The 12,628-nt window shown below is 73.9% G+C and carries 12 protein-coding genes; 6 read left to right on the top strand and 6 right to left on the bottom strand.

Annotation, left to right across the window (positions count from 1 at the left end):
* Positions 1–150: 150 nt before the first annotated feature.
* A complete protein-coding gene (locus J1G43_RS01230; RefSeq protein ID WP_089802803.1) occupies positions 151–690 on the top strand; it encodes a peptidylprolyl isomerase in 540 nt (179 codons plus the stop codon).
* Positions 691–707: 17 nt separating this feature from the next.
* Entirely contained in the window at positions 708–1,586 is an 879-nt protein-coding gene (locus J1G43_RS01225; RefSeq protein WP_249670675.1) for a rhomboid family intramembrane serine protease, read from the top strand.
* A 167-nt stretch (positions 1,587–1,753) separates the two neighbouring features.
* On the opposite strand, the gene J1G43_RS01220 is transcribed toward J1G43_RS01225, so the two are convergent.
* Complete coding sequence (locus J1G43_RS01220) at positions 1,754–2,002, bottom strand: cell division protein CrgA (RefSeq protein WP_207340068.1); 249 nt, start codon at positions 2,000–2,002, stop codon at positions 1,754–1,756.
* A gap of 190 nt (positions 2,003–2,192) precedes the next feature.
* On the opposite strand from J1G43_RS01220, the gene J1G43_RS19515 reads away from it, so the two are divergent.
* The 4 genes from J1G43_RS19515 to J1G43_RS01200 are packed head-to-tail and all read left to right on the top strand — an operon-like array spanning position 2,193 to position 4,648.
* Complete coding sequence (locus J1G43_RS19515) at positions 2,193–3,047, top strand: DUF881 domain-containing protein (protein WP_207340069.1); 855 nt, start codon at positions 2,193–2,195, stop codon at positions 3,045–3,047.
* Positions 3,044–3,820, top strand: a complete 777-nt coding sequence (locus tag J1G43_RS01210) for a class E sortase (RefSeq protein ID WP_207340070.1) — start codon at positions 3,044–3,046, stop codon at positions 3,818–3,820. Before J1G43_RS19515 ends, J1G43_RS01210 begins: the two co-directional genes overlap by 4 nt.
* A gap of 46 nt (positions 3,821–3,866) precedes the next feature.
* Positions 3,867–4,028, top strand: coding sequence for a hypothetical protein (locus J1G43_RS01205; protein ID WP_177199764.1), 162 nt, complete (start codon positions 3,867–3,869; stop codon positions 4,026–4,028).
* On the top strand, positions 4,025–4,648 hold the full coding sequence (locus J1G43_RS01200; RefSeq protein ID WP_207340071.1) for an aminodeoxychorismate/anthranilate synthase component II: 624 nt from the start codon (positions 4,025–4,027) through the stop codon (positions 4,646–4,648). The genes J1G43_RS01205 and J1G43_RS01200 overlap by 4 nt, the downstream gene beginning before the upstream one ends.
* A gap of 154 nt (positions 4,649–4,802) precedes the next feature.
* On the opposite strand, the gene pknB is transcribed toward J1G43_RS01200, so the two are convergent.
* The 5 genes from pknB to J1G43_RS01175 are packed head-to-tail and all read right to left on the bottom strand — an operon-like array spanning position 4,803 to position 12,625.
* On the bottom strand, positions 4,803–6,803 hold the full coding sequence (pknB, locus tag J1G43_RS01195; protein ID WP_207340072.1) for a Stk1 family PASTA domain-containing Ser/Thr kinase: 2,001 nt from the start codon (positions 6,801–6,803) through the stop codon (positions 4,803–4,805).
* Entirely contained in the window at positions 6,803–8,185 is a 1,383-nt protein-coding gene (locus tag J1G43_RS01190; RefSeq protein WP_207340073.1) for a serine/threonine-protein kinase, read from the bottom strand. Before J1G43_RS01190 ends, pknB begins: the two co-directional genes overlap by 1 nt.
* The gene (locus tag J1G43_RS01185; protein WP_207369689.1) at positions 8,182–9,633 is read right to left on the bottom strand and encodes a penicillin-binding protein 2; all 1,452 of its coding nucleotides are present in this window, start codon (positions 9,631–9,633) and stop codon (positions 8,182–8,184) included. Before J1G43_RS01185 ends, J1G43_RS01190 begins: the two co-directional genes overlap by 4 nt.
* Entirely contained in the window at positions 9,630–11,192 is a 1,563-nt protein-coding gene (locus J1G43_RS01180) for an FtsW/RodA/SpoVE family cell cycle protein (protein WP_207340075.1), read from the bottom strand. The genes J1G43_RS01185 and J1G43_RS01180 overlap by 4 nt, the downstream gene beginning before the upstream one ends.
* Entirely contained in the window at positions 11,192–12,625 is a 1,434-nt protein-coding gene (locus J1G43_RS01175; RefSeq protein ID WP_207377789.1) for a Stp1/IreP family PP2C-type Ser/Thr phosphatase, read from the bottom strand. The genes J1G43_RS01180 and J1G43_RS01175 overlap by 1 nt, the downstream gene beginning before the upstream one ends.
* Positions 12,626–12,628: the final 3 nt, after the last annotated feature.

Here is a 12,628-nt window from a genome sequence, read left to right as displayed (position 1 = left end):
TGGGGTCTTCTCGAGCGGTGGCTCGACGCTGTGACCTCACACTCTGCCACCGCTCGCGCCGTCGTGCCCGACGCACAGGGGTGGTTCGGCCGTTGCGATCGACCCGACCGTCCGCGGTGCGACGTCGGCGACGGGTGCCAGACTGGACCCATGTTCGCCACCATCCACACGTCCGCCGGTGACATCCGGGTCGAGCTGTTCGAGAACCACGCGCCGCGCACCGTCGAGAACTTCGTCGGGCTGGCCAAGGGCACCATCGAGTGGACCGACCCCAGCACCGGCGCGCCCCGTACCGACCCGCTGTACTCCGGCGTCGTCTTCCACCGCGTCATCCCGGACTTCATGATCCAGGGCGGCGACCCGCTCGGGAACGGCCGCGGCGGCCCGGGCTACCAGTTCGACGACGAGATCCACCCCGAGCTCACGTTCTCCGAGCCCTACCTGCTCGCCATGGCCAACGCCGGCAAGCGCCTCGACCCGGTCACGGGCAAGGTCGGCGGCACCAACGGGTCGCAGTTCTTCATCTCCGTGGCGCCCACCACGTGGCTCAACGGCAAGCACACGATCTTCGGCAAGGTCGTGGACGACGAGAGCCGCAAGGTGGTCGACGCGATCGCCGCGACGCCCACGCGTCCCGGTGACCGCCCCGTCCAGGACGTGACCATCACGTCCATCACGGTGGAGGACTGACCATCAGCGGTTCCGACGTGCCGGGCGGCCCCCCCGCGGGGCCGCCCGGCGTGCCCGGCGGTGCGGCCGAGCAGGTTCCCGTGTGCCCGCGGCACCCCGACCGCGTCTCCTACGTGCGGTGCCAGCGCTGCGGCCGGCCCGCGTGCCCCGAGTGCCAGCGGCCGGCCCCGGTCGGCATCCACTGCGTCGACTGCGTCGCGGAGGCGGCACGGACCGCCCGCGAGGGGCGCACCGTGTTCGGCGGCCGCGTGCGCGCCGGGCGGCCCGTCGTCACGCTGACCCTCATCGGGCTGTGCGCCGTGTCCTACGTGCTCCAGCTCGCGGTGCCCGGGTGGACGTCGCAGTGGGCGTTCAGCCCGCTGGCCGGCGCCTTCGAGCCGTGGCGGTTCCTCACCGCGGCGTTCCTGCACTCGCCGGGCCAGGTCTTCCACATCCTGTTCAACATGCTCGCGCTGTGGATGATCGGGCCGTACCTGGAGAGCACGCTCGGGCGCGCGCGGTTCGCCGTGCTGTACCTGATGAGCGCCCTCGGCGGGTCCGTGGCCGCCGTGCTGCTCGCGACCGCCACCGACAGCTGGACCACGGCGATGGTCGGTGCCTCGGGTGCCGTCTTCGGACTGTTCGGCGCCGTGCTCGTGGTGCTGCGGCGCCTGGGCCGTGACGCCGGGCCCATCATCGGGATCCTCGTCCTCAACGGCGTGCTGGGGTTCGTGCTGCCCAACATCGCCTGGCAGGCGCACCTGGGCGGACTCGTCGTGGGGGCCGCGCTGGGTGCGGCCTTCGCCTACGCCCCGCGCGAGCGGCGGGCCCTGGTCGGCTGGGCCGCACCCGTCGCGGTCCTCGTCCTGCTCCTCGGGGCCACGTGGGCGACGTACGCGTCCGTCGGCCTCGTCTGACCTGCTGACGCACCCTCCCCAGCGTTACTCACAGCTGTGGAACTACACCGATGTAGTTCTCCACAGGTATGTGCACCGCCTGTGGATGACCAACGGCGCGGGTTGTGGACAGGGCTGTGGGCGCGTGACGCGCGCTCAGCCCTGTCCCCGCGGGAAGAAGGTGCTGCTCAGCGCCAGCGCGTCAGCATGCCGAAGCCCACGATGATGATCGCGAAGCCGACGGCGAGGTTCCACTGACCGATGGGCAGCGGGTACGCGGCACCGGGGGAGAGGTACGTGACGACCAGCCACAGCAGGCCGAAGATCATCAGGCCCAGCGACACCGGCAGGAACCAGCGGGGCAGGGGCTTGGGCGCGGCGGCCTTGGCCGGCGGCGGGGTGTAGGTCGCCTTCTTGCGCGACTTCGACTCGGGCACGGGCGGGCTCCTGTCTGCGACGGTGCGATGAGCAGGTGGGAACCGACACCACCGGGCGGATCTGGACGGTGGGCCGTCCGAGTGCCCGATGTCGTCGACCTGCGGACCGGTGTCGGCGTGCCGCCGAACGTGACCTAGCGTAGTGCCGTCGTCCCGCCGCACGTGCGGGGACCCTGCGGAGGGAGACGCCGTGACCGAGACCGCCGGTGCCCGGGCGCGCGCCCGACGGCCCGGCCTGGGCCGCGGCGCCGTCGCCGTGGGTCTCGTCCTCGGGCTGTCCGGCCTCCTGTTCACCGTCAACGCCCGCAGCGCCGGCACGGACGAGGCGCGCCACCCGCAGGACCTGCGCGAGCTGACGCAGAAGCAGGCCGCCACCGTACAGCGGCTGTCCGGCGAGGTCGACACGCTGCGGGCCGAGGTGGAGGCACTCACCGCCGAGCAGAACGCCCTCGCGGGCAGGCCGGCCCTCACCCCCACGGCGGGTGACCTCGTGGCGGGTGGCTCGGTGCCGGTCAGCGGACCGGGCCTCGTCATCTCCCTGGACGACGCCCCGGTGGACTCCCGGCGCGACGACGTCCGACCGGACCTGCTCGTGGTGCACCAGCAGGACATCCAGGCCGTCATGAACGCCCTGTGGGCGGGTGGCGCTGAGGCGATGGGCCTGATGGACCAGCGGGTGGTGTCCACGACCGGCGTGCAGTGCCAGGGCAACGTCCTGCGCCTGCACGGCCGCATGTACTCGCCGCCGTTCGTCATCACGGCCGTGGGCGACCCCGAGCAGCTGCGTGCCGCGCTCGCCGCGGACGAGGACGTCCGCACCTACGTGCGGCAGGCCGGTGAGCTCAACCTGGGCTGGGACCTCGAGGAGCGGAGCGAGGTCGAGCTGCCCGCCTACTCCGGCGCGACCGAGCTGGGCTGGGCGCGCGTGCCGGACGACGTCGAGGTGCTGCCCGGCGTGCCCGCGGCGGCACCGGCGGACGAGGACGCCCCCACGGCGAGCGCCCGGCCGAGCGGCCCGCGGACGACCGAGGAGGGCCACCTGTGACCCGGTCCGCCACGACGGAGCGGGCACCCGCACACGTCCGCGCGACACGTCCGCGCACCGCTGCAGGGTTCTTCTACGGCGCCGTGGGTGTCCTCGGCGAGCTGCTCATCACCCTGGGTGTGCTGCTGCTGGGGTTCCTGGTGTGGCAGCTGTGGTGGACGGACGTCGAGGGCGACGCCGTGCAGGCGGAGATCGTCCGGGACCTCGACTTCGCCCCGCCCGCAGCGGCGGTCGACGACGACAGCGGGATCGCCGAGCCGCGACGCGACGAGCCGCCGGTGATCGAGGAGCCCGCGCACGCGGTCTCGTTCGCCACGCTCCAGGTGCCGCGCTGGGCCGGGGAGCCCGAGCGCCCGATCTCGCAGGGGACCGACCGGCCCACGGTGCTGGACGTGCTGGGCATCGGGCACTACCCCGGCACCGCGATGCCGGGGGGAGTGGGCAACTTCGCGCTCGCCGGGCACCGGGTGACGTACGGCAAGCCGTTCAACCGCATCGAGGAGCTGCAGCTCGGCGACCCGCTCGTCGTCCGCACGGCCGACACCTGGTACGTGTACCGGGTCACGGGCACCGAGGTCGTCCTGCCGCCCGACGTGCGGGTCATCGCGCCCGTGCCCAACGAGCCCGGCGTCGAGCCGACGGAGCGGTACATCACGCTCACCACGTGCCACCCCATGTTCTCCGCGCGCGAGCGGTTCATCGTGCACGGCGTGCTCGACTACTGGGCCCCCGTGTCGTCCGGCACCCCCGCCGAGCTGCTGGGGACGCCGTGACCGGCAGGCGGGACCGGGCTGGGCGCACGACGACGGGAGGCTCATGATGTACGGATGGTTGTGGCGGCACCTGCCGGGCCCGGTGCCCGTGCGCGTGGTCCTCGCGGCCGTGCTCGCCGCGGCGGTGCTCGCGGCGTGCTTCCTGTGGCTGTACCCCGCGGTCGCGCCGTACATGCCCTTCAACGAGACCACGGTGGGTGAGGGATGACGCGGATCCTCGTCGTCGACAACTACGACTCGTTCGTCTACACGATCGTCGGCTACCTCGACCAGCTCGGGGCGAAGCCGGAGGTCGTGCGCAACGACGCCGTGCCGCCCGCCGCGGAACGCGCCGGGTACGACGGCGTCCTCGTGTCCCCGGGCCCCGGCGCACCCGCCGACGCCGGTGCGAGCACCCAGGTCATCCGGGACTGCGCGACGTCGGGCACGCCCATGCTCGGCGTGTGCCTGGGCCACCAGGCCCTCGGTGAGGTCTTCGGCGGCACCGTGACGCACGCCCCGGAGCTCATGCACGGCAAGACGAGCCAGGTCGAGCACGACGGTCAGGGCGTGCTCGCCGGGCTGCCCGTCCCGTTCACCGCGACGCGCTACCACTCGCTCGCGGTCGTGGACGGCACGTTCTCCGACGAGCTGGTGGTCACGGCCCGCGCGAACGGCATCATCATGGGCCTGCAGCACCGGGACCTGCCCCTGCACGGCGTGCAGTTCCACCCCGAGTCCGTGCTCACCGAGGGCGGGCACCGGCTGCTGGCCAACTGGCTGGAGGTCTGCGGGGCACGGGACGCCGTCGAGCGGTCGCAGGGGCTGCACCCGCTCGTCCGCCTCTGATCCACCGGGTCACCCGCGCTACGCGTGCGCGGATCCCGACGGACGGACCATCGCCGCACGGGACCCCCGACGCACGCACGCCCCCCGACGCACGCACGCCCCCCGACGTACGGACGCCCCCCGACCCTGAGGTCGGGGGGCGTCCGCGTCGCTGTCAGTCGTCCGACGCCCGCGTGGGCGAGGGGGACGGTGCCGGGTTGTTGCCGGCGCTCGGGCCGCGCGACACCCGCAGCGTCACGCGCTGCTCCTTGGCGATCTCGGTGCCGCCGCTCGGGTCGGACGACACCACCGTGTTCGCCGCCTCGTCCGAGGCGACGTCCTCACGGGCGATGTTCGTCAGGCCGACGGCCTGCAGCGCCTGGACCGCCTGGTCGTACGTCAGGCCCCGCAGGTTGGTGGGGACGGCGGCGGTGTTGGGCGGCTCGGCGATCCCCAGGTTGACGGCCGATCCCTGAAGCACGACCGCGCCCTCGGGACGGTCCTGCGAGACCACGTTGCCCTCGGGCTCGGTCGACGCCACGTTGCTGGTGTTGACCCGCAGACCGAGCGCCGTCAGCTCCTCGGTCGCGACCTCGACGTTCTTGCCGGTCACGTTCGGCACGACGACGTTGCCGGAGGACACGTACAGCGTCACGGTGGCGCCCGCCTTGACCGGGCTGGCCGCCGGGGGGTCGGTCTTGGTGACGCGGCCCTTCGGCACCGACGGGTTGTCCTCCGGCTGCCGGGTCGGCGACACCGACAGGCCCGCCGCCTCGAGCGCGGCGGCCGCCTCGGCCTCGGTCTGCCCGGCCACGTCCGGGACCGTGACCTCGGAGGGGCCGGTCGAGATGTAGACCTTGACCGACGTCTCCTTCTCGACCGTCTCGCCGGCCGCGGGGTCGGTACGGGTCGCGGAGCCGGCAGGTACGTCGTCGCTGGGCTCCTGCGCGGGCTCCGGGACGAGGTCCGCGTCGCGGATCGTCTGGACGGCCTCCTCCTGGGACATCCCGGCGACGGTCGGGACCGCGACGGTCGTGTCGACCGGCGCGTCCTGGCCCCGCATGAGCGCCCAGACGATGCCACCCACCGCGAGCAGCGCGACCGCCGCGAGCACCCAGATGAGCCAGGGGCGCTTCTTCTCGTCCTCGTCCGGGCCGGGCTCGTCCGTCTCCAGCGTGCTGAGGCCCGTGGCGCCCCACGGTGCCGTCGCCGGGGGCATGGCCTGCGTCGTCTGCGTCGTCGGCGCCATGACCTGCGTGGCGTCCGCGGCCGCGACACCGGCCGCCGCGGCACCCACGGCGGGCGCGTTGACGTGGCCGCCGCGCAGCACCGCCTCCAGGTCGGCGCGGAACTCCGCCGCCGACGAGTACCGGGCGTCGCGCTCCTTGGCCAGCGCCTTCAGCGTGATGCGGTCCAACGCCTCGGGGACGTCGGACGCGATGGAGCTGGGTACCGGCGGGATCTCCCGCACGTGCTGGTAGGCCACCGCCACGGGGGAGTCCCCGACGAAGGGGGGCCGGCCCGTGAGCAGCTCGAACAGCAGGCAGCCGGTCGAGTACAGGTCGGACCGGGCGTCCACCTGCTCGCCGCGCGCCTGCTCGGGGGACAGGTACTGGGCGGTGCCGATGACCGCCTGCGTCTGCGTCATCGTCGCGGCCGAGTCGGCGACGGCACGGGCGATGCCGAAGTCCATGACCTTGACCGCGCCGGTGGGCGTGATCATGACGTTGGCCGGCTTGATGTCGCGGTGCACGATCCCCGCGTGGTGCGAGTACTCCAGCGCCGACAGCACGCCCGCGGTGATCTCCACGGCCTCGTCGATCGGTACGGCCTGGCCGTCGCGCAGGATGTCCCGCACCGTGTGGCCCTCGACGTACTCCATGACGATGAACGGCACGTGCGCGACCGTGCCGGTCGGCTCGGTGAACACGTCCTCACCGGTGTCGTACACCGCGACGATCGCCGGGTGGTTGAGCGCCGCGGCCGACTGCGCCTCACGGCGGAACCGGTTCTGGAAGGACGGGTCACGTGCCAGGTCGGACCGCAGGATCTTGATGGCCACGGTGCGTCCCAGGCGCGTGTCGTGCCCGATGTGCACCTCGGCCATGCCGCCGCGCCCGATGAGCTCGCCGACCTCGTACCTGCCGGCGAGGATGCGCGATCCTTCGTCCACCACTAGGAGTCCTTCACTTCCGTCGGTCGGGGCGCACCGGTTCGTGCCAGGGCCCCGTCTGCCGGGGCGGGGAGGCCGCCGCGGCTCGGTTCTGCGGCGATCATCCCACCCGGTGGGCCGCCACGAGGGTACTCGGCGGTCACCGCGCGCCCTGCCGGTTCCTGCGGGCCGGCCCCGAGCAGCCGGTCCGCCAGCGCCGCCCCGAGCAGTGCGACCAGCACGAGCACGAGCGCGACCAGCGGCAGGCGCAGGCGCCGGACCCAGCCGGAGGCGCTCGCCAGGACACCGTCGAGCGGGCCGTCGGACGGTGCTTCACGGCGACCACGTCGGGTGCCGTCGTCAGCGGGTGCGGCACGCCCGGCGCGCTCGCGCCGGGACGGCGGGTACGACGGCGGCGCGGCCTCGGTGCGCGCGGCCTCCCTGCCCGCACCGGGGCGCGTGGTGCCGCCGACGGGTGCGGGCCGGGAGGCCGCGTCCGGCGACGTGCGCGGGCCGGTGGCGCCACGGCGGTCCTCACGGGCCCGGTCCGGCTTGCTGACCAGAACGGCCACGCCGGACGGCGGCGTCTGCGGCAGAAGCCGGTCGAGCAGCCCCGCGAGCTCCTCGCCCGACGCCGGGCGCTCGGAGGGCTCCTTGGACAGCAGGCGCAGCACGAGCGCCGCCAGCTTGCGGTCCACGGACGCCGGCAGCGGCGGCACGGGGTCGTTGACGTGGGCAACGGCGATGTCGACGGCCGTGGGACCGGTGAAGGGCCGGCGGCCGGCCAGCGCCTCGTACGCCACCACACCCAGGGAGTACAGGTCGGACAGCGGGGTCGCGGGGCGGCCCACGGCCTGCTCGGGGGAGAGGTACTGGGCCGTGCCCATCACCATGCCGGTGGCCGTCATGGTCTTCTGGTCGGCGGCGAGCGACACCCCGAAGTCGGTGATCTTCACCCGTCCGGACCGCGCGAGCAGCACGTTGCCCGGCTTGACGTCCCGGTGCACGACGCCGGCCTGGTGCGCGGCGTGCAGCCCGCGGGCGGTCTGGGCGAGGATCGGCAGCAGCCGTCGGGGCGGGAGCACGGGCTCCCGCTCGAGCAGGTCGGACAGCGGCTCGCCCACGACGAGCTCCATGACGAGGTACGCGGAGCCCTCCTGCTCGCCGTAGTCGAACAGCGCGGCGATGTGCGGGTGGTGCAGGGCGGCGGAGTTGCGCGCTTCGGTGCGGAACCGCTCCAGGAACCCGGCGTCCCCGGCGAACTCGTTGCGCAGCACCTTGACGGCGACCGCACGCGCCAGGGCGTCGTCGTTGGCCTCCCACACCTCGCCCATGCCGCCCACGGCGATGCGGCGCAGCAGCCGGTAGCGGCCACCGCCCAGCGCGACACCCGGAGCCGTCCTCATGAGGCCAGCACCGCCTGGATGACGGCGCGGGCGATCGGTGCGGCGACCGCCCCGCCGGTCGCCTCGTTGCCCAGGCTGCCGCCGTTCTCCACGATCACCGCGACCGCGACACGCGGTGCGTCGGCGGGGGCGAAGGCGGTGAACCACGCGTGCGGCGGCTGCCCCTCGACGGTCTGGGCCGTGCCGGTCTTGCCCGCGACCTGCACACCGTCGATGCGGGCGGAGCGTCCGGTGCCGGACTCGACCACACCCACCATCATCTGCGTCAGGGCGCTCGCGGTCGACGCCGACACGGCGTCGGAGAGCGCCTCGGGCTTGGTCTGCGACACCACGGTGAGGTCGGCGGCGCGGACGGTGTCGACCAGGTACGGCGTCATGACGCGCCCGCCGTTGGCGATCCCGGACGCCACCATGGCCATCTGCAGCGGCGTCGCCTGCACGTCCCGCTGCCCGATCGCGGACTGCGCCAGCATCGCCGGGTCCAGGTCGTCGGGGAACACGGACTCGACCACGGGCATCGGCACGGTCAGCGAGTCGTCGAGGAAGCCGAAGCGCTCGGACTGCTCGCGCAGCGCGTCCTCCCCGAGCGTCAGGCCGAGGCTCGCGAAGGCGGTGTTGCAGGAGATGCGCAGCGCCTCCGCGAGGCTCACCTGGTCGGCGCCGCAGCTGCTGCCGCCGAAGTTGCTGATCGTGGCCGAGGTCTGGGGGAGCGCGAGCTCGGTGGGTGACGGGACCAGGGTGTCCGCGGTGTACTGCCCGGACTCCAGGGCGGCCGCGGCCGTGACCAGCTTGAACGTGGACCCGGGCGCGAAGCGCTCCTGGGTGCCCTTGGAGCGCAGCGGGTTGCCCGGGGCCGCCTCGAGCGCGCGGTACTGCGCGGCGGCCTCCGTCGTGGAGTGCACCGCCAGGGCGTTGGGGTCGAACCCGGGGGTGGACACCAGCGCGAGGATCCGCCCCGTGCTCGGCTCGAGGGCCACGACCGCGCCCTCCTGGTTCCCCAGGCCGTCCCAGGCCGCCTGCTGGGCCGCGGGCACGATGGTCGTCTCGACCGCGGCGCCCTCGGGCCGCCGGCCCGTGAGCAGGTCGCGGATGCGGGTGAAGAAGAGCTGGTCCGACCGGCCCGTGAGCTGGTCGTTCTCGGCCTCCTCGAGCTGCGTGCGGCCGTTGGCGATCGAGTAGAACCCGGTGACGGCCGAGTACACGGCGCCCTTCGGGTACTCCCGCTGGTAGCCGAAGGGGTCGTCGACCGGCACCGACACGGCGATGGCCTCACCGCCGGCGACGATCGGGCCGCGCGCGTTGCCGTGCTCCCGGTACAGGGTCCGCACGTTGCGGCCGTCGGTGTTGAGGGACTCGGCCTGGAAGAACTGGACCCACGACGCCGCGCCCATGAGGGCCACGAACATCACGAGCGTCAGGGTCGCGAGACGGCGCAGCGGGGTGTTCACCGGTCCTCACCTCCCAGCAGCTCGGTCGGGTTGTCGTCAGGTGCGGGGCCGTCGGTCCCGTCGTCCCGGGTGGGCGTCGACGTGCGCAGCGGCGCACCGCCGGCGTCCGCGGCCGGGGCGCCGGGGCGGGCCGTGGAGCGTCCGTTGCCGGCGGGGCGCGAGCGTCCGGGACCGGCCACCGGGATGCCGATGTCCGGCGTGGCGATCGCGCGGACCGCGGGCACGGGACGTCGTGCCTCGTCCGAGATGCGCAGCAGCAGCGCGGCGATCATCCAGTTGGCGACCAGCGAGGACCCCCCGTACGCCAGGAAGGGCGTGGTCAGGCCGGTCAGCGGGATGAGCCGGGTCACGCCGCCGACGACGACGAACAGCTGGAACGCGATGACGAAGGACAGGCCGCCGGCGAGCAGCTTGCCGAAGCCGTCGCGCACGCCGATCGCCGTGCGCAGGCCGCGCTCCACCAGGATCGTGTACAGCAGCAGGATCGCGATGAGCCCGGTCAGCCCCAGCTCCTCGCCGAGCGACGCGACGATGAAGTCGGAGTAGGCGAACGGGACCAGGTCGGGGCGGCCCTGCCCCAGGCCGGTGCCGAACAGGCCGCCGCTGGCCATGCCGAACAGCCCGGCCACGAGCTGGCCCGAGCCGCCGGGCGACCGGTTGTAGATCTCGGGGTCCAGGGCGTGCAGCCACACGTCGAACCGTGCGCCCACGTGGCCGAACGCGGTCGCCGCGACCGCGGCGCCGCCGACGAACAGCAGCAGGCCGATGACGATCCAGGACGTGCGCTCCGTGGCCAGGTACAGCACGGCCACGAACAGCCCGAAGAACAGCAGCGACGTGCCGAGGTCGCGCTGCAGCACGAGGACCGCGAGCGACGCGGCCCAGACCACCAGGATCGGGCCCAGGTCGCGGGCGCGCGGCAGCTGCAGGCCCACGACACGCTTGCCGGCCAGGGCGAGCGTGTCGCGGTGGGTCACCAGGTACCCGGCGAAGAACACCGCCAGCGCGATCTTGGCGAACTCCGCCGGCTGCATGCCGACCGGCCCCACGCGCACCCAGATGCGGGCGCCGTTGATGGTCTGTCCCAGCCCTGGGACCAGGGGCAGCACGATGAGCACCAGACCGACGACCATGGCCGTGTACGTGTACCGGCGCAGGGTGCGGTGGTCGCGCAGCACCAGCAGCACGACGATCGCCAGGGCGACCGAGATGGCGGTCCACGCGAGCTGGCGGTCGGCGATGTCCGCGTCGGCACGGCCTCGCGCCGCGTACGCGATGGAGATGCGGTAGATCATCGCCAGGCCGATGCCGTTGAGCGCCACCACCACCGGCAGGATCACCGGGTCGGCGTACGGGGCGCGCAGGCGCAGCACCACGTGCACGACGAACGCGAGCACGGTGGTGCCCGCGGCGTAGGCGATGACGTGGGGCGGTACCGAGCCGGTGGCACCCAGGCCGGTCAGCACGTACCCGGCGATGCCGATGCCGAGCGCCGGGACGAGCAGCAGCAGCTCGGTGCCACGCCCGGGGCGGACGCGGTGCGGCTGGACGCTGGCCATCACAGCGCGGGTGCGACCGCTGCCGGGCCGCCGGACGGTGCACCCGCCGCGGGGGCGGGCTCGACGGGGGGCGGGATCACGGGCTCGGTCGCGGGCGTCGGCAGCGTCTGCTCGGGGGCGGGGGCGGGGGTCAGGGAGGGGACGGGCGTGGGCGTCGGCAGCACGACGTCGTCGGTGAGCATCTCCACCAGGCGTCGCGCCTGGTCCAGCGAGGGGGCGGAGATCGTCTTCTCGACGCGCTCGCGCAGGTAGGCGGGCAGGTCGTCGACCTGGACGTCGGAGGTCTCGACGACGGACGCGAGCTCGAGCGGGCCGAGGGACTGCGGGATCCCGCGGAACACGGTGACCCGACCGTCGGACGTGCCGACGAAGTACTGCGTCTGCGTCCAGGCGTACCCACCCACCAGGGCGGCGACCACCGCGACCCCGACGGCGACCCACGTGAGCACCAGACCACGTCGGCGCGGCGCGGGCGCCAGCGGCTCGTCGCCGTCGTCCGGGGCGGACGCCGTGGCGACCTTCGCGTCCTCGTCGTCGTCCTCGGCGCCGTCCTGCGGGTCCGACGCGCCGGTGCGGGCGCGCCGGGACAGCGACGCCGCACGCGCGGCCGGGCCGTCCACCGCGGCCGACGGCCGCTTGCGGCTCAGGGCCGCGGCACCGACGACGACGCTGGCGGTGGAGGGCATGGCGCCGTCCGGCAGGTCGTCGAGCTCGACGACGTCGGCCAGCACCACCGTGACGTTGTCGGGGCCGCCGGCCCGCAGCGCGAGCTGCACCAGGCGGTCGGCGCACGCGTCGACGTCCTCGATGTCCGCGAGGGTCTCCGCGATCGTCTCGGCCGAGACGTACCCCGACAGCCCGTCGGAGCACAGCAGCCAGCGGTCCCCGGGCCGCGCCTCGCGCACCGACAGGTCGGCCGTGAGGTCGGTGTCGAAGTCGCCCAGCACCCGCATGACGACGGAGCGCTGCGGGTGGTGCTCGGCCTCCTCGGGCGTGATGCGCCCGGTGTCGACGAGGTGCTGCACGAACGTGTGGTCGGTGGTGACCTGCGTGAGCGTGCCGTCGCGGAACAGGTACCCGCGCGAGTCGCCCAGGTGCACCATCGCGAGCTTGTTGCCCGCGCGCAGGATCGCCGTGACGGTGGTGCCCATGCCGGCCAGGTCCGGCTCGGCGTCGCTGCGGGAGATGATCTCGGACCGCGCGTCGTCCAGGGCCGTCTCGAGCTCGTCGAGGGCGTCGTCGGGGCCGTGCGACTCACCGTCGAGCGGGGCCATGGCCGCGACCGCGACCGACGAGGCGACGTCGCCCCCGGCATGGCCGCCCATGCCGTCGGCGACGACGAGCAGGTGCGGGCCCGCGTACGCGGAGTCCTGGTTGTCGGAGCGCACGAGCCCCACGTCGGAGCGCGCGGCGTAGCGCAGGGCGACCGTCACGCC

The sequence above is a fragment of the Cellulomonas sp. zg-ZUI22 genome (genome assembly GCF_017353535.1).
In the GTDB taxonomy this organism is placed as follows: Bacteria; Actinomycetota; Actinomycetes; order Actinomycetales; family Cellulomonadaceae; genus Cellulomonas; species Cellulomonas wangleii.
Note: the sequence above shows the minus strand (reverse complement) of the source record. Positions and strands in the feature narration are given on the sequence as shown.

Bases quoted from the DNA above. Each gene is read 5' to 3' on its own strand.
- J1G43_RS01230 (WP_089802803.1), top strand. From the start codon at position 151: ATGTTCGCCACCATCCACACGTCCGCCGGTGACATCCGGGTCGAGCTG.
- J1G43_RS01180 (WP_207340075.1), bottom strand. From the start codon at position 11,192: ATGGCCAGCGTCCAGCCGCACCGCGTCCGCCCCGGGCGTGGCACCGAG.
- J1G43_RS01190 (WP_207340073.1), bottom strand. From the start codon at position 8,185: ATGAGGACGGCTCCGGGTGTCGCGCTGGGCGGTGGCCGCTACCGGCTG.
- J1G43_RS01200 (WP_207340071.1), top strand. From the start codon at position 4,025: ATGACGCGGATCCTCGTCGTCGACAACTACGACTCGTTCGTCTACACG.
- J1G43_RS01205 (WP_177199764.1), top strand. From the start codon at position 3,867: ATGTACGGATGGTTGTGGCGGCACCTGCCGGGCCCGGTGCCCGTGCGC.